This is a genomic window from Xanthomonas sp. 3075, from assembly GCF_014197275.1.
Classification (GTDB): Bacteria; Pseudomonadota; Gammaproteobacteria; order Xanthomonadales; family Xanthomonadaceae; genus Xanthomonas; species Xanthomonas campestris_B.
The window spans coordinates 1-23,074 of record NZ_JACIFI010000003.1 but is presented as its reverse complement, the minus strand read 5'-3'; the positions used below and the strand labels follow the sequence as shown (position 1 = coordinate 23,074).

Genomic DNA, 23,074 nt, shown 5'->3' with positions numbered 1-23,074 from the left:
TTCGTTGTTCCCTGAGACCAGGAAGCTGCCGCCATGTCACTCCGTTTCCCCATTGCCACGCAGTTGTGGTTCACCGCTGCTGTCGCTCTCGCCTTGCCGGTTGCGGCGATCGTCGCCGGTTTCGCGCTCTCGCTGTCGCATGCCGCCCTGCTCGGCGCCAGCCTGTTGGCTGCAATCGTAAGCGGGGTGTTGCTGATCGCCGCAATCCGCAGTGCTACCGGTTCGCTCGATCTTGCCACCACCACGTTGGACGCGTTCTCGCGCGGCAATTTCGACCTGGCCCTGCCGCAGGTGCGCGACGAACAGGCCGGCGACCTGTTGCGCGCGCTGCGCAAGATGCAAAGCGGCATCCGCCACGTCAACGACGAGATCAATCGCGTCTCGCGCGAACACGATGCCGGCGAGATCGATGCGCGTATCGATGTGGCACGTTTCGATGGCGACTTCCGCACCATGGGCGACGGCATCAACCGCATGGTCGCCGGCCATATCGCAGTGAAAAAGCAGGCCATGGCGTGCGTGGCCGAATTCGGCCGCGGTAATTTTTCCGCAGAGCTCGAACGCCTGCCGGGCAAGAAGGCTTTCATCAACGAGGTGGTCGATCAGATGCGCGGCAACCTCACCGGCATGGTCGCCGAGGTCAACCGCATGTCGGTCGAGCACGACGCCGGCGATATCGATGTGGTCATCGACACGCAGCGCTTCACCGGCGATTTCCGTCGCATGGCCGAAGGCATCAATGCGATGGTGGCCGGCCATATCACGGTCAAGAAGCAGGCCATCGCCTGCGTGGCCGAATTCGGTCGCGGCAACTTCACCGCGCAGCTGCCGCTGCTGCCGGGCAAGAAGCGCTTCATCAACGAGACTCTCGAACAGGTGCGCGGCAACCTCACCGGGCTGATCGGACAGATCAACCACATGTCGGCCGAACACGAAGCCGGCGATATCGATGTGGTCATCGACAGTAGCCGTTTCGATGGCGACTTCCGCAGCATGGCCAGCGGCATCAACCAGATGGTGGGTGCGCATATCGCGGTGAAGAAACTGGCGATGGGCGTGGTGGCCGAATTCGGTCGCGGCAATTTCGATGCGCCATTGGCACAGCTGCCCGGCAAGAAGGCCTTCATCAACGAAACGGTGGAGCGCGCACGCGGCAACTTGCGCAGCATTTCCGAAGTGATTCAGGTAATGGGCGCGATGGCCGACGGCGACCTCACCCACACCGTGGAAGGTCATTACGAAGGCGCGTTCGCCGACATGCAGCGCTACGTCAACACCACCATGAGCCGGCTGACCGAGATCGTCGATGAGGTCAACCGCAATGCCGAAAACCTGGCCAGCGCCTCGGAAGAGGTCAGCGCCACGGCGCAGGCATTGGCACAGGCCGCCAGCGAGCAGGCTGCCGGCGTGGAAGAAACCAGCGCCTCGCTGGAGCAGATGACCGCCTCGATCGGGCAGAACACCGAAAACGCACGCGTCACCGACAGCATGGCCGCCAAGGCCGCCAGCGAAGCAGCCGACGGCGGCGACACCGTGCGCGCCACGGTGGTGGCGATGAAGGACATTGCCAAGAAGATCGGCATCATCGACGACATCGCCTACCAGACCAATCTGCTGGCGCTCAATGCCGCCATCGAAGCCGCGCGTGCCGGCGAACACGGCAAGGGCTTCGCGGTGGTCGCCGCCGAAGTCCGCAAGCTGGCCGAGCGCAGCCAGATCGCGGCGCAGGAAATCAGCGCGGTGGCCGGTTCCAGCGTGGAGTTGGCCGAAAGCGCCGGCCGCCTGCTCGGCGAGATGGTGCCCTCGATCCGTCGCACCTCCGACCTGGTGCAGGAAATCGCCGCCGCGTCCGAAGAACAGACCGCCGGTGTCAGCCAGATCAATACCGCCGTGGGCCAGTTGAACCAGACCACGCAATCGGCAGCGGCCAACGCCGAAGAACTGGCCGCCACGTCGGAGGAAATGAGCGCGCAGGCCGAGCAGTTGCAACAGTTGATGGGCTTTTTCCGGCTCGGCAACGGCGGACGCAGCGCGACCTCGGCCGGCAGCAAGCAGGGCCCGCGCCGGCTCGCAGCCCACAGCGGCAACACGGCCAACAGCGCGCCTCCGCGGCGGACCAACGTACGCCAGATCAGCGCGGTGGCGGCAACGGCCGATGCGGTCGACGAATCGCAGTTCGCCAGCTTCTGAGGATCCGACGATGCAACCGCATAGCGCATCCAGCACGGCGGCACCGTCATCGACGGCGCCGCAGCAATATCTGACCTTCCTGTTGAACGGGGAGATGTTCGGCCTGGGCATCCTCGGCATCAAGGAGATCATCGAATACCGCGCACCCACCGACGTGCCGATGATGCCGCAGGCCTTGCGTGGCGTGATCAACCTGCGTGGCGCCGTGGTGCCGGTGGTGGACCTGCAGCAGCGCTTCGGCCGCAACCCCAGCGCGATCACCAAGCGCAGCTGCATCGTGATCGTGGAGATCGCGCGTGACGACGCGCACCAGGTGCTCGGACTGCTGGTGGATGCGGTGAGCGAGGTGCTGGAGATCGCACCCGAGGACATCGTCGACACACCCAGCTTCGGTACCGGCATCGCCCGGGATTTCATCCATGCCATGGGCAAGATCGGCGAGCGTTTCGTATTGCTGCTCGATGCCGATGCAGTGCTGAGCAACGATGCGCTCGCTCAGCTTCCTGTCGCCGACCTGGCCGCCTGACATGCTCCACATGCACGCAAGGACTTCCATGCGCCCTGCCCCTCTCTCCTGCAATTGCGCGCTGGCCGGCCCGGTGCTGGTCGTCGACGACAGCGTCGTCCAACGTGAACATGCGGTGGCGCTGTGCCGCCAGCTCGGCGCCACGGTGGTCGACGGCGCAGCCGATGGCCACGCCGCGCTGGACTGGTTGAGTGGCGCCACCGCCCCATCGCTGTTGCTGATCGATCTGGAAATGCCGGGCATGGACGGCGTGCAGCTGCTCGATGCGCTGGCACGCGGCCACTACGATGTGCCGGTGATCGTGGTCTCGCAACGCGGCGGCGCCTTGATCGACGCGGTGATGCAGCTCAGCCGCAGCGCCGGAGTCCGCGTGCTCGGCGGGATCGAAAAGCCGATGCAGCTGCAGGACCTGGTCACCGTGCTGGATTGCGAACCCGAGGTGGCGGCCAATGCACCGGCCTTTGCGCCGGTGGCGACGTCGCCGCTGATGTCCAGCGGGGGTGCAGCCGCATCGCGGCTGGATCGTGCCATGCGGCGCGGCGAGATCCGCGTGGCCTACCAACCCAAACTCGATCTCAAGGATGGCCGCCTGCGCGGTGTGGAAGCATTGGCACGTTGGCGCCGCCCGCAGGGCGACATGATCGGGCCGGACCGCTTCATTCCGCTGGCAGAACGCGAAGGCCTGATCCATGCCCTGACCCAGCAGGTGATCGACAAGGCGATCGGGCAGCTGGTGGATTGGCGCGCAGAAGGCTTGACGCTGACGCTGGCGTTGAACCTGTCGCCCAATCTGCTCAGCGAGCAGGATTTTCTCGAACAGCTGTGCGGCAAGCTTGGCGATAACGGTCTGTGCCCTGCCGACCTGGTGCTGGAACTCACCGAAAGCGCCCTCGTAGAGCCGGCGAATGCCTTGAGCATGCTGGCGCGTCTGCGCCTGCATGGCTTCGGTCTGTCGATCGACGACTACGGCACCGGCTTTTCGTCGCTGCAGCGCCTGGCCAGCATTCCATTCACCGAACTCAAACTGGATCGCAGCTTCGTGCATGCCGCCCATCGCAGCCGCAGCCAGCGTACCGTGCTCGAATCCACCCTGGAACTGGCGCATCGGCTCGAACTCACCGCCGTTGCCGAAGGCGTGGAAACCCCGAACGACTGGCGCCTGCTGCGCGAGCTCGGTTGCGACCTGGCCCAGGGCTATCTGATGGCCTCGCCGATGCCCGGACCGATGCTGTCGGAATGGTGGCGCGAACACGCCGTGCGCATCGCGCGCCTGTGCGACAACGCACTCCCCAGTGACGCGGATATTGCCTAACACATGAGCACTGCCACCCTCATCACCGAACAAGAGTTCGGCCGCTTTCAGCGCTTCATCTTCGAAGCCGCCGGCATCACCATCTCCTCCGGCAAGAAGGCCATGCTGTGCGGCCGCCTGGGCAAGCGCCTGCGCGAGCATCAATTCAGCAGCTACACGCAGTATCTGCAGCTGCTGGAAAGCTGCCAGGACCGCACCGAGATCCAGACCGCGATCGATCTGCTGACCACCAACGAAACCTATTTCTTCCGCGAGCCCAAGCATTTCGATCTGCTGCGCAAGCTGGCTGGCGAACATCGCGGCAGCCTGCCGCTGCGCTGCTGGAGCGCAGCCAGCTCCAGCGGGGAAGAGGCCTACAGCATGGCGATGGTGCTGGACGATACCTTGCAAGGGCGTCCGTTCGAAGTGGTCGGCACCGATATCAGTACCCGCGTGCTGGCCAAGGCGCGTACCGGACATTATGCGTTGCAACGCATCGACGGCATTCCGCAGGCCTATCTCAAACGCTACTGCCTGCGTGGCCAGGGCGACTACGCCGGCACCTTGCTGGTGGAACGCCGCCTGCGCGATCGGGTGCACTTCGCACATGCCAACCTCAATGCCACACTGCCGTCGCTTGGCAGTTTCGATGTGATTTTCCTGCGCAATGTGATGATCTATTTCAACGGCCAGACCAAGCGCGAAGTGATCCTGCGCGTGCTCGCCAACCTCAAATCGGGCGGGCATTTCTGCATCGGACATTCGGAAAGCCTGAGCGAACTCGACATCGATCTGGTGCAGGTGGCACCCTCGATCTTCCGCAAAGCGTGAACCAAGGATCCATTGTGTCGACAGCGTTCAACCGCACAACCGCCAGCCCCACGCCCAACCCCAACACCATCAAGGCGATGGTGGTCGACGATTCGGCGGTGGTGCGCCAGGTGCTGGTCGGCGTGCTCAACGACGCACCCGGCATCGAAGTCATCGCCACCGCTGCCGACCCGTTGCTGGCAATCGAGAAGATGCGTCAGCAGTGGCCGGACGTGATCGTGCTGGACGTGGAAATGCCGCGCATGGACGGCATCACCTTCCTGCGCAAGATCATGGCCGAGCGGCCCACCCCGGTGGTGATCTGCTCCACGCTCACCGAAAAAGGCGCACGCGTGACCATGGACGCACTGGCCGCCGGCGCAGTGGCGGTGGTGACCAAGCCACGGCTCGGACTTAAGCAATTCCTCACCGACTCGGCCGACGAACTGGTCGCCACCGTGCGCAGCGCCGCGCGCGCCAACGTCAAGCGGCTGGCCGCGCGCATCACCGCAACGCCGCTGGAAGCGGAGGTCAAACACACTGCCGATGTGATTTTGCCGGCGCAAAGCGGGCGCGCCCTGGCACAGACCACCGAGCGCATCGTCGCCATCGGCACCTCCACCGGGGGCACGCAGGCGCTGGAAGAAGTGCTGACCGCGTTACCGCGCGTGTGCCCAGGCATCGTGATCGTGCAGCACATGCCGGAGAAGTTCACTGCCGCCTTCGCCGCGCGTTTGAACGGCCTGTGCCAGATCGCAGTGAAAGAAGCGGCCAACAACGATCGCGTCATGCCCGGCCGGGCCTTGATCGCACCCGGTGGCAAGCACCTGCTGCTGCGCCGCAGTGGCGCGCAATACTTTGTCGAAGTGCTGGAAGGCCCACCGGTCAACCGCCATCGTCCGTCGGTGGATGTGTTGTTCCGCTCGGCCGCACGCGCGGCCGGCAGTAATGCGCTGGGCATCATCATGACCGGCATGGGCGACGACGGCGCTGCCGGCCTGCTGGAAATGCGTCAGGCCGGCGCGCGCACCGTGGCGCAGGACGAGCACACCAGCATCGTGTTCGGCATGCCCAAGGAAGCGATCAAGCGCGGTGGCGCCGACCGCATCCTGCCGCTGGGCGCAATGGCGCGCGAGATCCTGACACAGCTGCAATAACGCGACGGAGGCACGCATCTTTGGCTTGCTTCGACGCGCCAGTGCAGTCTCTTTTGTCTCGTCCATGGAAGTGCGATGCAATCCCGTCTTCCTTTCACGGAAGTCCGATGCAGCCACCTCTCCCGTCCACGGAAGTCCGATACACCGCCCTCCTACCGTCCACGAAAGTTCCATGCACCGCCCTTCTCCCGTCCACGGGAGAAGGTGCCCGAAGGGCGGATGAGGGCAATCGCCCCACCAGAACGCTACAACTGCGACTCCAGCGGCAACCAGCCCAGCACCGTCGCAGCACCACGCCGCCATACACTGGCGGCCGGCTCGCTGGCCCACACTTCCGGCGGTTGCGCGGCATCGTCATGCCAACGCAGTTCCCCCTGCTGCAGCGTCACGCGATAACTCACCGGAGCGCTGGTCTTGTGGGTGTACAGCCGCTCCAGCTCCGCAGTCACCGCGTGATCGTTGAACAGCAGGCCCATCTCGGTATTGAGGTTCATCGAGCGCGGATCGAGATTGAACGAGCCGATGAACCCACTGCCATCGTCCACCACAAATGCCTTGGTATGCAGGCTGGCCCCGCTGGACCCGAACAGGCTGCCATCGGGCTTGCCCATCGGCTTGAGCTCATGCAAACGCACACCATCGGCCAGTAACGGCACCCGGTAGTCGGCGTAGCCGCTATGCACCGCAACGACATCGTTGGCGGCCAGCGAGTTGGTCAGCACGCTGACGCGTACATTGCGTCGGCGTAACGCACCGATCCAGCGCATGCCCTCGTCGCCTGGCACGAAATACGGCGAGATCACCTTGAGCTCGCGCTGCGCATGCGCCATCTCGCCGATCAATACCGGCGTCATCCAGTCGGCCTGCGGCGGCGCGCCGTCGGCCTTTTCCGGCGGGTCGGACACGATGCGCGCGTGCTCAAGCCAATGCACCGGTCGGTCGCCCTGCATCAACGCCTGCACGCTTGGCGAACGGTGCAGGCGCTGCACATACGGATGCGCGCGTGCCGACGCCAGGCCGGCGTCCAGACTGCCGCGCAGCGCATCCAGCGCCTGCGGTTCTGCCGTCACCAGCGCAGCCAGCGGCAACGCATTGGGGCTGTTCCAGTACGCATCGAACACGTGCTCGGCCTGGCCCACCGTCGGCCCCATCAGCGCCGCATCCATATCCATGAAATTGGTGTCGCGCGCGGCATCGAAATACTCGTCGCCCACATTGCGGCCGCCCACCACCGCGATGCGGCCATCGGCGATCCAGGCCTTGTTGTGCATGCGCCGATTGATGCTGAACATGCGCAGCACCATCTCCACACCGCGCATCAATGTGCCCTCACGCGCGCGGGTGGGATTGAACAGACGGATTTCGATCATCGGGTGGCTGTCCAGCGCCGCCAGCACCGAATCGCTGCCATGGATGTTCATGTCGTCCAGCAGCAGACGCACGCGCACGCCACGGTCGGCGGCACGCAGCAGTTCGTTGTGCAACAGGTTGCCGGTGAAGTCGGCATGCCAGATGTAGTACTGCAGATCCAGGCTGCGCCCGGCCGCACGCGCGGTGAGCGCGCGCACCGCAAACGCATCGATATTGTCGGGCAGGATCACCATGCCGGTTTGGTTGGCATGCGCTCGCTGCAGCGGCGCGACGACTTGATCGATCGGCGTTGCCAATGCGGTGGCTGGCAACGCATGACTCACCGGGCCACGCTGACGATCGGCAAAGCGGCCGTAGCCGTACAGCGACAGCACGCTGCCCAGCACGAGCACCAGCGCCCCGATGCCGATCCATTTGAAGATGTTTCGCTTTGTCACTGCCGACCCCGTGTTGCAGAGCGCGGCAGTCTAGATGCTGCACACGCATGTCAATGTGCAGACGCAAGCGCACAAGCGAGCTCGACAAAATCGCAACAACAGCGGGTTTTCAGCGAGCACTGCCGCAACAGCGCTCGCTGGATGCAATCACGCTTACCAGATCGCGACGCGATCCTTGTCGCCACGCACCATCGCATCGCCGGGCTTGCACTGGAACGCCTGTGCAAACGCCGGCATGTTCGACGGCGCGCCATTGGCGCGGAAATTGGCCGGCGCATGCGGGTCGGTGTTCAAGCGCACGCGCAATTCGCCATCGGTGAAGTTGCGACGCCACACTGTGGCCCAGTTCATGTAAAAGCGCTGGTCCTGCGTATAGCCGTCGATGTCCTTGTTGCTGTCGGGCTGTTCCTTCAACGCCATTTGCAGCGCGTCGTAGGCCACGGTGAGGCCACCGAGGTCGCCGATGTTCTCGCCCAAGGTCAGCTTGCCTTTGACGTGGACGCCCGGAATCGCCTCATAGCCATCGAACTGGGCCACCAGCTGATCGGTGCGCTGGGTGAACAGCTTGCGGTCCGCATCGGTCCACCAGGTAGCGAAGTTGCCCTTGGCATCGAACTGGCTGCCCGAGTCGTCGTAGCCGTGCATCATTTCGTGCCCGATCACCGCGCCGATGCCGCCGTAGTTCAACGCCGGATCGGCCTTGGGATCGAAGAACGGCGGCTGCAGGATCGCCGCCGGGAACACGATCTCGTTGCGGGTGGCGTTGTAGTACGCATTGACCGTCTGCGGCGTCATATGCCACTCGCGCTTGTCGACCGGCTTGCCGATCTTGTCCAGCATGTAGCGATAGTTGAACGCCTGCGCGGCCTGCATGTTGGCCAGGAATCCGTCGCCACGGGTCTCCAGGCCCGACCAGTCGCGCCATTGATCCGGGTAACCGATCTTGGGGGTGAAACTGGCCCACTTCTCCAGTGCGCGCTGCTTGGTGGCGGCGCTCATCCAGTCGAGCTGCTCCAACCGTGCCTTGAGTGCGACGGAAAGATGCTGCACCAGCTGCTGCATCTGCTCCTTGGACTCGGCAGGAAACGCGGACTGCACATAGAGCTGACCCAAGGCCTCGCCCATCGCCTCGTTGACCGCATTCAAGGCGCGCTTCCAGCGCGGCAGCATGTCCTGCTGGCCACGCAGCGTCTTGGCATAGAAATCGAAATTGGCCTGCTCGAACGGCTTGGCCAGGTAGGGCGCCGCCTCGTCGATGCTGTGGAAACGCAGATAGGCTTTCCAGGTGTCCACCGGCGTATCGGCCAGCATTGCATCGAACTCGGCGAAGTAGCCCGGCTGACTCAGCGAGAACGTGCCGGCCGGCACCTTGAGCGTAGTGAACAACGCCTGCCAGTCGAAGTGCGGGGTCACTGCATTGGCGCCGGCCACATCGACCGGGTTGTAGCGCTTGGCCGGGTCGCGCAACTGGATCCGCGACAGCGAGGCGTTGGCCAGACGCGTCTCGAAGGCCATCACCGCCTTGGCCTGGGTGGCGGCCTGCGCTGCCGGAACGCCGGACAACTCCAGCACGCGCGCGATGTAGGCCACGTACTGCTCGCGGATCTTGGCCTGCGCCGGATCGGTGTAATAGCCCTTCTCGGGCAGGCCCAGCCCCCCCTGCCCGGCATAGGCGATCATCTGTTCGGAATTCTTGTAGTCGGCATTGGCGCCGAACGAGAACAGGAAGCCCTGCCCCTGTGCATAGCTGTCGCGCAACCACGCGGCGATCGACGCTGCATCGGTCAACCCATCGATCGCCTTCAACTGCGGCTGCAGCGGCGTGATGCCGGCCTTGTCGATCGCCGCCTCGTCGGTGCCGGTGCGCCACAGGTCGGCGATCTTGGCATCCACCGATCCGGCCGACAGCGTGCCGCGTGCCAGTTGCTCCACCAGCGCATGCTGGATGGTCAACGAGCGCTCGGCCAGCACTTCGAAGCTGCCCCAGCTGGTGCGATCGGATGGCACCGGGTTGGCCTTGAGCCATTTGGCATTGACGAACCCGTTGAGGTCCTGGCACGCGTTGATGGACGGGTCCAGATCGCCGGCGCCGAACGCCACGATCGGCGCATCCAGCTTGGACACATCCAGCTTGGTCGGCGCAGCCTGCGTTGCTGCGGGCGCCGGCTTGGCGGTGTCGTCGGAGCTGCCACATGCCGACAGCGTGACCACAATGGCCACCGCAAGCGACAGCGGCGCGAACTTGTTCAACATGATGACATTCTCCAAGGCACAAGACCGCGTGACACGCGGTCGAATAAGCAGGTCGCCAGCACAGTGCCGCCGACCAAAAGATGACCAATCACTGCAACGGCACCACAACACCCCAGCCTCCGCTGCCGCGTCCTGGAGCGGTAAACAACACGACCGCACCACCGTCAGGCGCGCACGGCCGCTGCGCGGAATCGGCAGGTGCCACGCGTATCCTCCGGTTCTGAGTGCGCCGCCCCCACCAGCTGACGACCGCTTGCTAGGTTTCGTCAGCCCCTCTTGGCAAAGAAGACGCCCCCCTCGATAAAGCACAGCGCGCGACCGGAACGCACGCTGTCAGCGTTGGCGTCTGCGCGCACACACCAGCCAGCGTTGCGGCGCAACCTTGCGCAACGGCATGCAGTTACTTGCGGGCGTAGAACGGCGCCATCAGCAGATACACCGGATACGCCAACACCATCAACACCAGCGCAACCTCATGCCCGGACGCCGCATCGGCCCATGCTTCCATCCGCCGCGACGGTCCGAACATACCAAACGCCAGCAGCACCAGGCCGATCACACAGATCAGCAGCGCCAACAACAGCGCCGAACTGGACACCTTGCCGGTGGCCAATGCGGCAAACGCACCGCTACCACCAGCCACCAGCGCCCCCAAGGTCACCAGATACGCACGGCAGTAGGTCGCGCTCATCCGATGGTGCTTACGTTTGCCGGACATCATGTCTCGCCTGAAAAAATATGCGCGGCGTCCGTCGATCCCCGACGCACGCTGCCTGCATGTAACGCACCACGCGTTCTTCCACGCGTGGTGCAACCTTGGGCACGCGCTACACGCAACGCGCGCAGCGCTTGGATTCAACGACGCACTTACTTCACCTTGCCCTGGTTGGCCACCGCTTCGGCAGCGCGCTTGGCCGCTTCCGGGTCGCCCAGATACCGGTAGCTCTGCACCTGCAGGTTGTCGTCGAGCTCGAACAGCAGCGGGATGCCGGTCGGGATGTTGAGCTCCAGGATCTGCTCGTTGGAGACGGCGTTGAGGTACTTGTAGAGCGCGCGCAACGAGTTGCCGTGTGCGGTCACCAACACGGTCTGCCCGGCCTTCAATTGCGGCGCGATCGCGTCGTGCCAATACGGCAGCACGCGCACCAGCGTGGTCGCCAGCGATTCGGTGCCCGGCAGTGCGTTGCGATCGAGCGTGGCATAGCGACGGTCATGGCACGGATGCCCCGGATCGTTGACGTCCATTTCCGGCGGCGGAATGTCGTACGAACGGCGCCAGATCTTGACCTGTTCCTCGCCGTGCTTGGCCGCGGTTTCGGCCTTGTCCAGGCCCTGCAGGCCGCCGTAGTGGCGCTCGTTGAGGCGCCAGCTCTTGGACACCTGCAACCAATCCTGGTCGAGTTCCTTCAACGCGCCCTGCAATGTATGGATGGCGCGCTTGAGCACCGAGGTGTGCGCCACATCGAACTGCAGCCCTTCGTCCTTCATCAGCTTGCCGGCCGCAGCGGCTTCCTGGCGACCTTGCTCGGTGAGTTCCACATCCACCCAGCCGGTGAAACGGTTGTCCAGATTCCATTGGCTCTGGCCATGGCGCAGCAGTACGAGTTTGCGGGTCACTACGGTTCTCCGATTGGGGGCCGATCAGGCTGCGATTGTAGCGGCAGCCGGCGCATCGCTGGCGTGCACGAGATCGCCACGTACAGCGCGCGATGCTGCGGTCATGCAACGGATCGATCCCGTATTCGCCGGTTGGGACGGCAGCGTGATTCAGGCGCGACAGTTGCAACAGCAACTGGCACAGCGCGTGGTGCTGCAGGATCAGGTGATCGTGCCGCCGCGGTTGCTCGCCGGATTCGATGTCGGCTTCGAAGATGATGGCCAGACCACGCGTGCGGCAGCGGTGCTGCTGGATGCAGACACGTTGACGCCGCTGGAAACGCATGTCGCGCGCGTGCCCACGTCGATGCCGTATGTGCCCGGCCTGCTCAGCTTTCGCGAACTGCCGGCCTTGCTGCAGGCGCTGGCACTGCTCTCGCGCCCGCCGGATCTGGTGTTCATCGACGGCCAGGGCATCGCGCATCCGCGCAAGCTGGGCATCGCTGCGCACTTTGGCGTGGTCACCGGCCTGCCCAGCATCGGCGTGGCCAAGCAACGCCTGGCAGGCCGCTTCGTCGAGCCGGGGCCCGAGCGCGGCGACCGGAGTCCGCTCCTGCTGGGCGGCATGCAGATCGGCTGGGCGCTACGCAGCAAGCCGCGCTGCAATACGCTGATCGTCTCGCCCGGGCATCGTGTCTCGATGCAGGGCGCACTGGACTGGACGCTGCGCACCTTACGCGCCTATCGCCTGCCCGAGCCTACGCGCCTGGCCGACCGGCTGGCCTCTCGGCGCGGCGATATTCCCACGGATCCGCAACCCACCTTGCTGTAACGGCGTGTCTCGCGCAGCCATCTGCACGGCGCACGTGCGGAGCGCGTGGCCGATGGCGCACCCGCTGAAAAATTCGGCGCCGACTCTTCGCAGAACATTCCGTTCTTGCGCCACGGCGCGCCCGCTCCGCACACCGCGTGCGAAGCTTTGGTTCCTTTCGCGCAGGCTCACGGCCATGACCATGCTCATCGCTCCCCGCGTCCATGACATCGGCGGACTGGAAGTCCGCCGTGCCGTGCCCACGCTGCAGGCGCGCAGCATCGGTCCGTTCGTGTTCGTCGACCATATGGGCCCGGCAGTGCTGGAGCCCGATCACGGCATCGACGTGCGCCCGCATCCGCATATCGGCCTGGCCACGGTGACCTTCCTGTGGTCGGGCGAGATCGGCCACCGCGACACGCTGGGCTCGGATCAGGTGATCCGCCCCGGCGACGTCAACTGGATGACCGCCGGCCGCGGCATCGCCCATTCCGAACGCACGCCCGGCCCCGAGCGCGCCCGCACGCATGCGCTGCACGGCATGCAGACCTGGATTGCGCTGCCACGCGCGGCCGAGGAAACCGCGCCCGCCTTCCATCACCACGCCGCCGCCAGCCTGCCGCAGCAACGCCGCGCTGGCGTCTGGCTGCGCGTGATCGCCGGCCGCGCGTACGGCGAAGAGTCGCCGGTGCGGGTGTTCAGCGGCACGCTCAACGTGGCACTGGATCTGGCGCCGGATGCGGAGATCGACCTGGACACCGGCCATCTCGAGCGCGCGCTCTACATCCTGGAAGGCGATGCGCAACTGGATGGCGCCGACGTGCCCGCACGCCACCTGATCGTGCCCTCGCCCGGCGCACGCGGGCGCCTGCGCGCCAAGACGCCACTGAAGGCGATGTTGCTCGGCGGCGAGCCGCTGGATGGGCCGCGTCACCTGTGGTGGAACTTCGTCTCCAGCTCCAAGGAACGTATCGAGCAGGCCAAGGACGACTGGCAGGCCGGTCGCTTCGGGACCATTCCCGGCGACGACAAGGACTTCATCCCACTGCCGCAGACCCCGGCGCCCCAGCCGGTCGATTACCCCTGACAGCAGCCAACGAGCAGGTCGGCGGCGCGCACTATGCCCAGGTCTCGCTGCGGACGTGACCGCACGCGGCCGATTGCAGTCGAGCCCGCGCGCCACGCTTGAGCTTGCAACCACAACTGTGGTAGTGATATCCACATTGGTTGGGGACATGTTGCGTGCGAGGCACGGCCGGGCGGGGAGCGCACGGGCTGATGCAGCGACACGGTAGGCGACGTCGTCCCTGTGCAGTCATCCATTGCCGGGGAACATTTGAATGAAGTCCGCATCCTGCCTTGTCGGTTTGAGCTTGCTGTTGGCCGCAGCCGTTGCCCACGCACAGACCGCGCCGGTCTGCCCGCCATTACCGCCGGCTTCCGGTCTGCAATGGTCCGAGCTCGCAGGCGCCGATTACCTGGTCTGCAAGGCGATGACTGCCGACGGGCGCCAGGTGGTGGGCATCATGCTCACCACCCGCGACCCGTCCATGGTGCTGGCGCGCGATCGCCGCGCGGAGAAAGGCCAGATCCAGCAGGAAGACTTCTACTGGTACAAGCTCGACCTGGGCGGCCGCGATGTGCCGGGCATGGAATCGCGCCGCGTCACCGTGGTCGAGCTGGGCAAGAAGCGCTACGCGCAGTTGTGGATCGATGGCGCCAGCACCGAAGAGCTGGCCTCGATGCAGTCGCTGGTGCAGAACATCGATCTGCAGCCGGCCAGCCTGGCACTGCAGCGCTGATCCAAAACGCCAATACAGCGCGGAGGCCCCGCGCTGTTTGGTGCGCTGCAGCGATAGTCAGCCGGCCAGGCGCTCGCTACCGGTCCAACCGTGCCGACTGTGTTGGGCGCTCACGCTGTAGCGCGCCTGCCAGTCCCAATACCGACGCAGCGGTCACGTAGAGCGGCGAGTCCGCGTGCAGCGAGCGCGTCGGTTCAGAACCGCCCTTCCTGGAAATCGACGAAGGCCTGCATCAACTCCTGCTTGGTGTTCATCACGAACGGGCCGTGCCGCATCACCGGTTCGTTCAGCGGGCGGCCGGCGACCAGGATCAGTTGCGCACCGTTGGCACCTGCGCGCAGGTGCAACCGCTCGCCACCGCCGAGCACGGCCAGTTCCTGCGCCGGCAGCGCACGAGTCGCACCGCCCTCACCCACCGCCACCTCGCCTTCGAAGACATACGCAAACGCGTTGTGGCCGCTCGGCAATACATGCTCCCAGGCCGCGTCCGGCGCCAGCGCGATGTCCAGATACACCGGGTCGGTGGCCGGCTGCACGATCGGGCCGCGCACCTCGCCCACCGTTCCGGCGATCACCTTGACCGTAACGCCAGGCGCCGGCTGCGCAACCGGAATGCGGTCCGGCGCGTACTCCTGGTACTTGGGGTCGGTCATCTTGTCGCGCGCCGGCAGGTTCACCCACAGCTGGAAACCGCGCATGCGGCCGGATTCCTGCTCCGGCATTTCCGAATGGATCAGCCCGCGCCCGGCGGTCATCCACTGCACGCTGCCGGGGGTCAGCAGCCCCTCGTTGCCGTGGTTGTCCTTGTGCCGCATGCGCCCGTCGAGCATGTAGGTCACCGTCTCGAAGCCGCGATGCGGATGGCTGGGGAACCCGGCCAGATAGTCTTCGGCCTTGTCGGTGCCGAACTCGTCCAGCATCAGGAACGGGTCCAGCTCCGGCAACTGCGACGTGCCGATCACCCGGGTCAACTTGACGCCCGCGCCGTCGGAGGTGGGCATGCCGCGAATCGTGCGCAGCACGTGTGCCGCTGCGGTGGTGGTAACGCTCATCGAACTCTCCCTGTGCGGAATATGTGGGTCTCATCATGGGTGCACCGGGCGCGCGGCCCAACCGCGACAGACGCAACCGATCGTTCCATTAAGCCCTTTCTGCAACCGCATGCCCCGGCACGCAAACGGGCGCCCTCTACGACCAAAGTTTTAGTCCCGACCGAAACAGTTTCATTGACCGCAGGCAGGCAGAGGGCGACCCTTGGGTGAATCGTTCCTGAGGGGTATGCATGAAAGGGTTCTCGAAGCTGGCCTGGGGCGCGCTGGCGCTGCTGGCCGCGTTCTGCCTGGGTACCGTGGCGCTGCGGCGTGGCGAGCACATCAATGCGCTATGGATCGTGGTGGCGGCGGTCTCGATCTATCTGATCGCCTACCGGTTCTACAGCCTGTTCATCGCCGACAAGGTGATGCAACTGGACCCAACCCGCGCTACCCCGGCGGTCGCCAACAACGACGGCCTGGACTACGTGCCCACCAACAAGCACGTGCTGTTCGGCCACCACTTCGCCGCCATTGCCGGTGCCGGACCGCTGGTCGGCCCGGTACTGGCCGCACAGATGGGGTATCTGCCCGGCCTGCTGTGGCTGGTGGTCGGCGTGGTATTTGCCGGCGCGGTGCAGGACTTCGTGGTGCTGTTCCTCTCAAGCCGCCGCAACGGCCGCTCGCTGGGCGATCTGGTGCGCGAGGAGATGGGCCAGGTGCCCGGCACCATCGCGTTGTTCGGCGCCTTCCTGATCATGATCATCATCCTGGCGGTGCTGGCGATGGTGGTGGTGAAGGCATTGGCCGAGAGCCCGTGGGGCATGTTCACGGTGATCGCCACGATGCCGATCGCGCTGATGATGGGCGTGTACATGCGCTACATCCGGGTCGGCAAGATCGGCGAGATTTCGGTGGTCGGCCTGATCCTGTTGCTGGGCGCGATCTGGCTGGGCGGCAAGGTCGCCGCCGATCCGAGCTGGGGCCCGGCGTTCACCTTCACCGCCAAGCAGATCACCTGGATGCTGATCGGCTACGGCTTCGTCGCCTCGGTGCTGCCGGTGTGGCTGCTGCTGGCGCCGCGCGATTACCTGTCCACCTTCCTCAAGATCGGCACCATCCTGGCGCTGGCGATCGGCATCCTGGTGGTGATGCCGGACCTGAAGATGCCGGCACTGACCCAGTTCGCGTCCACCGGCGACGGCCCGGTCTGGAAGGGCGGCATCTTCCCGTTCCTGTTCATCACCATCGCCTGCGGCGCGGTCTCCGGCTTCCATGCGCTGATCGCCTCCGGCACCACGCCCAAGTTGCTCGCCAATGAAGGCCACATGCGCTACATCGGTTACGGCGGCATGTTGATGGAATCGTTCGTGGCGATCATGGCGCTGGTGGCGGCCTCGATCATCGAGCCGGGCATCTACTTCGCCATGAACAGCCCCGCCTCGCTGGTCGGGACCGACACCGTGGCGGTGGCGGCCAAGATCAGCGAATGGGGCTTTGCGATCACGCCAGAGGTGCTGGAAGCCACGGCCAGGGACATCGGCGAGCACAGCATCCTGGCCCGCGCCGGCGGTGCGCCCACGCTGGCGGTGGGCATCGCGCAGATCCTGCATCAGCTATTGCCGGGCGAGGACACGATGGCGTTCTGGTACCACTTCGCCATCCTGTTCGAAGCATTGTTCATCCTCACGGCGGTGGATGCCGGCACGCGTGCGGGTCGCTTCATGCTGCAGGACCTGCTGGGCAACTTCATCCCGGCGCTGAAAAAGACCGAGTCGTGGACCGCCAACATCATCGCCACCGCCGGGTGCGTGGCACTGTGGGGCTATCTGCTCTACACCGGGGTGATCGATCCGTTCGGCGGCATCCAGACCTTGTGGCCGTTGTTCGGCATCTCCAACCAGATGCTGGCGGGCATCGCACTGATGCTGGGCACGGTGGTGCTGTTCAAGATGAAGCGCGACCGCTATGCATGGGTCACCATCGTGCCGGCGCTGTGGCTGTTGCTGTGCACGACCTACGCCGGACTGATCAAGATCTTCGACAGCAATCCGGCGCAGGGCTTCCTGGCGCAGGCGCATAAGTACCAGGACGCGATCGCCAGCAACACCATCACTGCGCCGGCCAAGACGGTGGCGCAGATGCAGCAGATCGTCACCAATGCCTACGTCAACACCGGGCTGACGGTGCTGTTCCTGTTCGTGGTGGGCTCGATCCTGATCTACGCGGTCAAGACCATCGTGATTGCACGCCGCAACCCGCAGCGTAGCGACCGCGAAACCCCGTACGTGGCCTTGCAGCCACACCAGATGGCGGACCTGTAATGGGCACCCAACTCGTACTTGCCAGCCAATATCAGGTGCATCGCCGCATCTGGCGGCGGCTGATCCAGACCGCGCGGCTGTGCTGCGGCATTCCCGACTACGACAACTATGTGCGCCACATGCTGGAAAAACACCCCGACAAACCGGTGATGGACTACCCGGCCTTCTTCCGCGAACGCCAGGATGCGCGGTACGGCGGCAAGAGCGGGTTTCGCTGCTGTTGATCGGTGATCGACAGATGCAAACGCAACAGGGCGCGATGCGAATTGCGCCCTGTTGCGTTGATGGCAGGCTCATCCCGCCGAACTTGCTGAGCTACAGATAGTACGAGGCCTCGCTCAAGCAATGGCGCAGGCACAGGTCCTTGATTGCCACGCTGGCTTCGGCTCCGTGAGGGACGCCGATGATCTGTTCTTCGAAAAAAACGCTTCTTCACGTCCAATCTCCTCAAGGTAGGGAGTTGGACTCCAAATTGGAGCGCCACTCAAAGTCGAGTGGACGTCGGGCCCTGTGTGTCTACGCAACCCTGGGCGTATCAATGCGAGCACCGAGTCCGCGACCACCAGATCCACACTCAGGAACCGCCCCAGGTCCTGCTCGTAATAGCGCTGCTGCATGTAGGTCAGCTCCGGTCGCCCCGTCCATGGCGTGTCCGGTCAGGCGGCGGTTCTATTCCACCAAGGACGCCGCACGCACCGAGGTGTTCGACTACATCGAAATGCTCTACAACCCAAAACGCCGTCATGGTTCAAATGGCGACCTGTCGCCTGTAGAGTTCGAGCGGCGCTACGCGAAACGAGGGTCCTGAGTGTCTACGGAACCCTGCGTGTATCAGTCCTTGACGGAAATTTAAAGATCGGCACATCTTTACATTCAACGGACTCTCCAACACTGTTGCAACCCCTAAAATTTTCTACAAACTCCTTCGCAAGAGCCAGGTTTGCATCAGTTACACCCCTGACTATTAAATGTGTTGAATTTACATTTCTTGCTTTTGAATAGACAGCCTCGACTACCCCGCCCTGAAAATCGATAAATTTACACACCCCATCACCGTCAGTGCAATCCTCAAACTTACGGTCAACAATCTTGCTCTGAATGTTAGAATTCCTCCCGGAATAAACGGAGACACTTAAACCGCCAGCCATCTCGACCTCGTACACGAAAAAATCGGAAGGCAAACTAACTTTCACTTTCTCGCCGGGCGCTATACCAAAACAGGAGTTATCAGTGTAGATATTGCAGTATAAATAATTAATTCTTTTACTCTCAGCTGAAGCACCTGCAAAACCCATAAGGACAATCAACCCCAAAGCCAATCTAGGCGCGAAACTCAAATTTCTCATGTCCAAACTATTCCCCCCCTATATAAATGTTCTTTTTACTTGAAAGTATCTCACTAATATTCCTATCATCAGGAGGATTACCAAGCTCACCCATGAGGTTTTTTTCATATCCAGCTTCAGGAGTGCTCACGCGGTTCCCACTCGCGTCAACGGTAGCGGAGTAGTGATCGTCCGCCCTCATCAAATGTCCTCCTTCATGAGCTGCCTCCCCAGATGGCATTCCGCGGGAGGTTACATTCCACTCCCCAGTCTTACCATCACTGTTGACAAAGGACGCGCCCTGAGACGCTTTGTCTGACGTAGGCCCGGTAGTTAACGTTATTGTATTTTGCACTTTCTTTGGAGTGTCTTTAGTCACAGGAACAACCTGAACACTTACTTGTACGGACTTCCCCTTTACATTATAAGCCCTACTCCATCGAGCCGATATATCACCCTTTACTGAATCTATATTTGCTTGAGCAGCCCCCGGCCCAACGAAATTAATTGGAATATCAATACTTATTGAACCATCCTTCGCAGTAGTTATAACTGAATTGCGTCCATCCGGGTCCGTAAACCGATACGGATTGTTGTTCGCATACCAGTAGCGATTGAAGTTAGCCGCCAACACCGAATCTGCGGCCACCGGATCCACGCTCAGGAACCGCCCAAGGTCCTGGTCGTAGTAGCGCTGCTGCATGTAGGTCAGCCCGGTCGCCCCGTCCATGGCATGACCGGTGTAGCCGATGCCATCGACCGTCTTGCCGATAGGGCTGCCGTAGGGCTGGTAGTCGGTGCGCTCTACTACCTGCCCGGCCGTGTCAGTCACTGCAATCGGGCTGCCTAGCGCATCGGTATGCTGGAACTTGATGGCACCTGCACTGCGCGTGGCGAGCAAGCTCCCGTTGAGATAGACGTATTCGGTAGCGGCCTTCCCCGAGGCGTCTGTGTAGAACAGCTGCCCTGTATGGGTGTAAACCTGAGTCGTGAGGGTTGTTGACCGGCCAGCTAAGGTGCGGCGGCCGTATGCGTCGTAGGCGTAGTATTCCTTGCCGGTGACTTCTCGCAGACGGTTTCCGTAGTCAAAGGTGTAGGCTTGGGCATTCTTATTTTTGAGGTTGCCCTGCGGGTCGTAGCTCAGGCCAACGGTGGTGGCTCCTGCATTGTTCTGGACGTTGGTCAGACGGTTCTTGGTGTCATACCAGTAATTGTTCTCTCGAATACCTGGAAGCTTTGCGGTGAGGATGTTGTCCAGCACGTCGTAGGTGTAGCGGTTCCAGTTGTCGCCACCGAACCGCTCCGAGCCCGCCTCCATCAGGCGATCCAGTCCGTCATACCCCATGTAGCGGTTGTAGCCCGTGCCCCGCTGCTGATCGACAATGGCGCTGACATTTCCATTGGCGTCGTATTGATACTCGAACGAAGCGACGTTGTTGTCCCGCACCTGCTGGGGCATCTGACGCCCGTTGAGCACGAGCGAGTGACTCACACCATTGCCATAGGTGAACTGCCGCGCGGCTCCATTGGGGTAGTAGCCAATCCCCGTGGCGTAGTTGCTCCCCGCCTGGTCACGGACTGCAGTCGGCTGACCTAAGGCATTGGGTGCATAACTGATGACCAGCCCTGTCGGATACGTCTGATTCGCCAGCGCTCCGTTCGCGTCGTAGCCGTAGCCGATGGACCAGTTATACCAGCCGGTCTGGCCTGACGATTCGGACGTCATCATCCGGCGCTTGTTGTAGCTGTAGACGTTGACGAACGATGAGCCGCCCGAGTCGTTTAGGGTCGTCACCTGGCCAGGAAGCCCATCCGGTGTGTAGGACCAGTCCTGATTGCCATTCTTGTCGGGAAACCTAAGCGTCTTGAGGCGATTGCGAGTGTCATAGGTGCGCACAACCTGGCGGCCACTGGCAGCAGCGGCATCCAAGTCACAACTGGTCGTGCTGGGGAGGTCAAGGCCGCTGGCGGACCAACTCAAATTGCCGGCGGCATCGTAGGCCATGACCGTAGACCCGCTCTCGGGCTCAATCACTTTGCACAGCTGCTGGTTCGCGTCATAAACGTAACTACGAGCAGCAAGGCCCACGCCATGCTCAACTGGTGGCGGCGCAACCACTTGCACTACTTGGTTGCTGGACTCGTTTCCAAAGTCACCAACGGAATCCCGCATCCGCCAGCGCAGGTTGTATCCCCCTGCACCGAGGGGTGCCCGGAGGCTGAAGTTGAAGTCCACGCTGCCACCCGGTGGAACGTCTGAAACCAGGCCCACTTCGCCTGGAGACCACCCGCGCGTATCGCCAACCAACACTGTCCGATAGCCTTGGCCCTGACGCCAAGTAACGTTTCCAGTGTTCGTGAAGCGCACAGACCCGCTAACAGAACGTCCGGTCGAAAGCTGCGCGGGCATGTTCTGAGACACGAAGGCAGCATTACGCTGCATGGCAGGAATCGAGAGCGTTCCCGACCCATCAATGAGATTACTTGGCCCACCAATCGGCGAAATGCCGTGGATGTAGAACGGCTTGCCACCGTGGTTTCGGATTAGGTCTTCAGTGATCGGAATAGAAAAGCGGTAGTTGCTGCCTGACGCAGAGCACGCGCTTGCGATACCTGGCTCACTGGGAAGATTCGCACCTGCGCTGGCCACCGCTGCACCGCTACCAGCAGGACCACCCGCATACAGGTGAACGTCAATCGATCGGCGAAGCGCCGTGGAGCAAGCCCAACCGACAATGGCATTGTTTTGGATGCCATCGATGCGCCCCTTGACCACCGAAGCGGGCACAACCACTTCACCCGATCTAGAAATGGTGTCGTTAGCGGCACCCACTGGCGATATGCCGTGGATGTAGATCGACTTCCCGCCGTTCTGGACGATGAAGTTCTCGTCGATGGGGAACGAAAACCGATAGTTGCTGCCAGAAGCGCTACAGGCACTCGCAATACCAGACTCACTTGGCAACGTAGCAGCGGTGGCCCCAGCAAAGGTTCCGGACCCAGCGGAGCCACCCAGATACATATGCACATCGACCGAGCGGTTCAAATACGTGGAACAGGCCCAGCCAGAGATTGAGCCGTATGTGGCGCTGTCGATATTCCCCTTGATCAGCGAGGGGAGCACCTGAATAGAAGGTGCTCCAAACCCTCCGAACCACTCCTTCCCTTCCTGCATCATTCGCCAAGCAAATGAATATTGGCCTGGCGTCGATGGCGCAGTGACATTGAAATTGAAGGTTACGTTGCTGCCAATCGAGACGTTACCTGGCAATTCCACCCTTGAAATTCCCCAAGGGCTGACAGGAACCGAGCTGCCTCCATATCCGAGCTTATGGCCGATGCTTGAGCCCCACACCTGGTTGCCCATGTTTTGGTAGGTCGCGCTGACCGCATACGTCTGCCCAACAACCATCTGGGATGGCACGTTATAGCCCACCCAGCGGGCCTCATTGTCTGGAACGTCCGGACAAATGTTTCCTCTACCCGCAGGGCTGCCGTCTGGACATTGGCGAGCTGCGTGCGCAAATCCGGGCAACACGAGGAGTAGAAGGAAAACGACGCTGCATCTAAAGGTCCGAAGAGCCCTGAACTTGCCAGTGGAGCCAAGAACGTCCTTCGTCCTTTGACCAATTGCATCCATGCATTGAATCATTGCGCGCCTCGCTCAATCTTGATCGCCTTGCCGAAAACGTCACGAGCAATGCTGGTCCTGCTGGACTCTGGTAGCTCCACCCAGACAGGTGCGTCATAGACCGGTTGATCGAACACCTGGTAACCCGTGCGCGTCTGAGCACCACGCGGGTTGGTGACCAGGGTTTGAGCGCCAGGCAAATACTGCGTGATCGTGGTCAGGAGTCCCTGCTCACTGTCCTGGGATACGGCCGTGGACCCGACATCCCCCCGCCCTGAGTAGCGGCTTGGTTTAGAGTCCGGGGGTAATGATATCGGTGTTGGCCAGATGTTGGGCATAAGCAGCCGGGGTCATGCCGCCGATTGCTTTCTTGGGTCGTTCTTCGTTGTATTCGCGTCGCCAGCGTTCGATCTCGGTGCGCGCATGCAGCAGTGTCGGGAACCAGTGCTCGTTGAGGCATTCGTCGCGTAGTCGGCCGTTGAACGATTCGACGTAGGCGTTCTGGTTCGGTTTGCCGGG

18 protein-coding genes, 1 other RNA gene and 3 pseudogenes are annotated in these 23,074 nt (G+C 62.9%); 12 read left to right on the top strand and 10 right to left on the bottom strand.

What is annotated here, in order from left to right; translation table 11 throughout:
- Window positions 1-33 precede the first annotated feature (33 nt).
- From GGR62_RS03775 to GGR62_RS03755, 5 genes are read left to right on the top strand one after another with little or no spacing between them, the layout of a single operon-like run.
- Window positions 34-2,190 carry a methyl-accepting chemotaxis protein gene (locus tag GGR62_RS03775; protein ID WP_184406650.1) on the top strand — a complete coding sequence of 719 codons (2,157 nt, stop codon included), beginning with the start codon at window positions 34-36 and terminating at the stop codon, window positions 2,188-2,190.
- A gap of 10 nt (window positions 2,191-2,200) precedes the next feature.
- The gene (locus tag GGR62_RS03770) at window positions 2,201-2,716 is read left to right on the top strand and encodes a chemotaxis protein CheW (protein ID WP_184406649.1); all 516 of its coding nucleotides are present in this window, start codon (window positions 2,201-2,203) and stop codon (window positions 2,714-2,716) included.
- 28 nt (window positions 2,717-2,744) lie between these two features.
- The gene (locus GGR62_RS03765; protein WP_184406648.1) at window positions 2,745-4,028 is read left to right on the top strand and encodes an EAL domain-containing response regulator; all 1,284 of its coding nucleotides are present in this window, start codon (window positions 2,745-2,747) and stop codon (window positions 4,026-4,028) included.
- Between the two features lie 3 nt (window positions 4,029-4,031).
- Complete coding sequence (locus tag GGR62_RS03760; RefSeq protein ID WP_184406647.1) at window positions 4,032-4,838, top strand: protein-glutamate O-methyltransferase CheR; 807 nt, start codon at window positions 4,032-4,034, stop codon at window positions 4,836-4,838.
- Window positions 4,835-5,974, top strand: a complete 1,140-nt coding sequence (locus GGR62_RS03755) for a chemotaxis response regulator protein-glutamate methylesterase (protein WP_184406646.1) — start codon at window positions 4,835-4,837, stop codon at window positions 5,972-5,974. The genes GGR62_RS03760 and GGR62_RS03755 overlap by 4 nt, the downstream gene beginning before the upstream one ends.
- 245 nt (window positions 5,975-6,219) lie before the next feature.
- Here GGR62_RS03755 and GGR62_RS03750 read toward each other — a convergent pair whose 3' ends face one another.
- Both GGR62_RS03750 and GGR62_RS03745 read right to left on the bottom strand, forming a co-directional pair.
- Window positions 6,220-7,782 (bottom strand): phospholipase D family protein, encoded by a 1,563-nt coding sequence (locus tag GGR62_RS03750; RefSeq protein ID WP_184406645.1) that lies wholly within the window; start codon window positions 7,780-7,782, stop codon window positions 6,220-6,222.
- Window positions 7,783-7,935: 153 nt separating this feature from the next.
- Window positions 7,936-10,038, bottom strand: a complete 2,103-nt coding sequence (locus GGR62_RS03745; RefSeq protein WP_184406836.1) for a M13-type metalloendopeptidase — start codon at window positions 10,036-10,038, stop codon at window positions 7,936-7,938.
- Window positions 10,039-10,231: 193 nt separating this feature from the next.
- Here GGR62_RS03745 and GGR62_RS03740 point away from each other — a divergent pair.
- Window positions 10,232-10,307, top strand: a non-coding RNA gene (locus tag GGR62_RS03740) — sX9 sRNA.
- A 128-nt stretch (window positions 10,308-10,435) separates the two neighbouring features.
- Here the strand turns inward: GGR62_RS03740 and GGR62_RS03735 are convergent.
- Both GGR62_RS03735 and gpmA read right to left on the bottom strand, forming a co-directional pair.
- Window positions 10,436-10,753 (bottom strand): hypothetical protein, encoded by a 318-nt coding sequence (locus GGR62_RS03735; protein ID WP_184406644.1) that lies wholly within the window; start codon window positions 10,751-10,753, stop codon window positions 10,436-10,438.
- Between the two features lie 149 nt (window positions 10,754-10,902).
- Window positions 10,903-11,652 (bottom strand): 2,3-diphosphoglycerate-dependent phosphoglycerate mutase, encoded by a 750-nt coding sequence (gpmA, locus tag GGR62_RS03730; protein WP_184406643.1) that lies wholly within the window; start codon window positions 11,650-11,652, stop codon window positions 10,903-10,905.
- A gap of 103 nt (window positions 11,653-11,755) precedes the next feature.
- Here gpmA and nfi point away from each other — a divergent pair, with 103 nt between their 5' ends.
- From nfi to GGR62_RS03715, 3 genes are all read left to right on the top strand, one after another.
- Window positions 11,756-12,463, top strand: coding sequence for a deoxyribonuclease V (nfi, locus tag GGR62_RS03725; RefSeq protein WP_184406642.1), 708 nt, complete (start codon window positions 11,756-11,758; stop codon window positions 12,461-12,463).
- 175 nt (window positions 12,464-12,638) lie between these two features.
- Window positions 12,639-13,529 (top strand): pirin family protein, encoded by an 891-nt coding sequence (locus tag GGR62_RS03720; RefSeq protein ID WP_184406641.1) that lies wholly within the window; start codon window positions 12,639-12,641, stop codon window positions 13,527-13,529.
- Window positions 13,530-13,782: 253 nt separating this feature from the next.
- Window positions 13,783-14,244 (top strand): hypothetical protein, encoded by a 462-nt coding sequence (locus GGR62_RS03715; RefSeq protein ID WP_184406640.1) that lies wholly within the window; start codon window positions 13,783-13,785, stop codon window positions 14,242-14,244.
- 194 nt (window positions 14,245-14,438) lie between these two features.
- Here the strand turns inward: GGR62_RS03715 and GGR62_RS03710 are convergent, their stop codons facing one another.
- The gene (locus GGR62_RS03710; RefSeq protein ID WP_184406639.1) at window positions 14,439-15,296 is read right to left on the bottom strand and encodes a pirin family protein; all 858 of its coding nucleotides are present in this window, start codon (window positions 15,294-15,296) and stop codon (window positions 14,439-14,441) included.
- Window positions 15,297-15,526: 230 nt separating this feature from the next.
- Here GGR62_RS03710 and GGR62_RS03705 point away from each other — a divergent pair, with 230 nt between their 5' ends.
- Together GGR62_RS03705 and GGR62_RS03700 are read left to right on the top strand one after the other, a co-directional pair.
- Entirely contained in the window at window positions 15,527-17,599 is a 2,073-nt protein-coding gene (locus GGR62_RS03705; protein ID WP_184406638.1) for a carbon starvation CstA family protein, read from the top strand.
- Window positions 17,599-17,823, top strand: a complete 225-nt coding sequence (locus GGR62_RS03700; protein WP_005926176.1) for a CstA-like transporter-associated (seleno)protein — start codon at window positions 17,599-17,601, stop codon at window positions 17,821-17,823. The genes GGR62_RS03705 and GGR62_RS03700 overlap by 1 nt, the downstream gene beginning before the upstream one ends.
- A gap of 94 nt (window positions 17,824-17,917) precedes the next feature.
- Here GGR62_RS03700 and GGR62_RS21080 read toward each other — a convergent pair.
- Window positions 17,918-18,050, bottom strand: a pseudogene (locus GGR62_RS21080) (IS3 family transposase); the annotation flags it as partial.
- Window positions 18,051-18,254: 204 nt separating this feature from the next.
- Here GGR62_RS21080 and GGR62_RS03695 point away from each other — a divergent pair.
- Window positions 18,255-18,407 (top strand): annotated as a pseudogene (locus GGR62_RS03695) (IS3 family transposase); the annotation flags it as partial.
- Between the two features lie 4 nt (window positions 18,408-18,411).
- Here GGR62_RS03695 and GGR62_RS03690 read toward each other — a convergent pair.
- The 4 genes and pseudogenes from GGR62_RS03690 to GGR62_RS03675 all read right to left on the bottom strand — a co-directional run.
- Window positions 18,412-18,945, bottom strand: a complete 534-nt coding sequence (locus GGR62_RS03690; RefSeq protein WP_184406637.1) for a hypothetical protein — start codon at window positions 18,943-18,945, stop codon at window positions 18,412-18,414.
- A 7-nt stretch (window positions 18,946-18,952) separates the two neighbouring features.
- Complete coding sequence (locus GGR62_RS21075; RefSeq protein WP_184406636.1) at window positions 18,953-22,360, bottom strand: RHS repeat-associated core domain-containing protein; 3,408 nt, start codon at window positions 22,358-22,360, stop codon at window positions 18,953-18,955.
- Window positions 22,361-22,572: 212 nt separating this feature from the next.
- A pseudogene (locus GGR62_RS03680) lies at window positions 22,573-22,809 on the bottom strand (type IV secretion protein Rhs); the annotation flags it as partial.
- Window positions 22,810-22,846: 37 nt separating this feature from the next.
- Window positions 22,847-23,074: integrase core domain-containing protein (locus GGR62_RS03675; RefSeq protein ID WP_184406635.1), on the bottom strand; the 228-nt coding region annotated here is incomplete at its 5' end.

Excerpts from the sequence above, each read along its gene's own strand:
- GGR62_RS03775 (WP_184406650.1), top strand. The coding sequence starts at position 34 with ATGTCACTCCGTTTCCCCATTGCCACGCAGTTGTGGTTCACCGCTGCT.
- GGR62_RS03770 (WP_184406649.1), top strand. The coding sequence starts at position 2,201 with ATGCAACCGCATAGCGCATCCAGCACGGCGGCACCGTCATCGACGGCG.
- GGR62_RS03765 (WP_184406648.1), top strand. The coding sequence starts at position 2,745 with ATGCGCCCTGCCCCTCTCTCCTGCAATTGCGCGCTGGCCGGCCCGGTG.
- GGR62_RS03760 (WP_184406647.1), top strand. The coding sequence starts at position 4,032 with ATGAGCACTGCCACCCTCATCACCGAACAAGAGTTCGGCCGCTTTCAG.
- GGR62_RS03735 (WP_184406644.1), bottom strand. The coding sequence starts at position 10,753 with ATGTCCGGCAAACGTAAGCACCATCGGATGAGCGCGACCTACTGCCGT.
- nfi (WP_184406642.1), top strand. The coding sequence starts at position 11,756 with ATGCAACGGATCGATCCCGTATTCGCCGGTTGGGACGGCAGCGTGATT.
- GGR62_RS03720 (WP_184406641.1), top strand. The coding sequence starts at position 12,639 with ATGACCATGCTCATCGCTCCCCGCGTCCATGACATCGGCGGACTGGAA.
- GGR62_RS03715 (WP_184406640.1), top strand. The coding sequence starts at position 13,783 with ATGAAGTCCGCATCCTGCCTTGTCGGTTTGAGCTTGCTGTTGGCCGCA.
- GGR62_RS03710 (WP_184406639.1), bottom strand. The coding sequence starts at position 15,296 with ATGAGCGTTACCACCACCGCAGCGGCACACGTGCTGCGCACGATTCGC.
- GGR62_RS03705 (WP_184406638.1), top strand. The coding sequence starts at position 15,527 with ATGAAAGGGTTCTCGAAGCTGGCCTGGGGCGCGCTGGCGCTGCTGGCC.
- GGR62_RS03700 (WP_005926176.1), top strand. The coding sequence starts at position 17,599 with ATGGGCACCCAACTCGTACTTGCCAGCCAATATCAGGTGCATCGCCGC.
- GGR62_RS03690 (WP_184406637.1), bottom strand. The coding sequence starts at position 18,945 with ATGAGAAATTTGAGTTTCGCGCCTAGATTGGCTTTGGGGTTGATTGTC.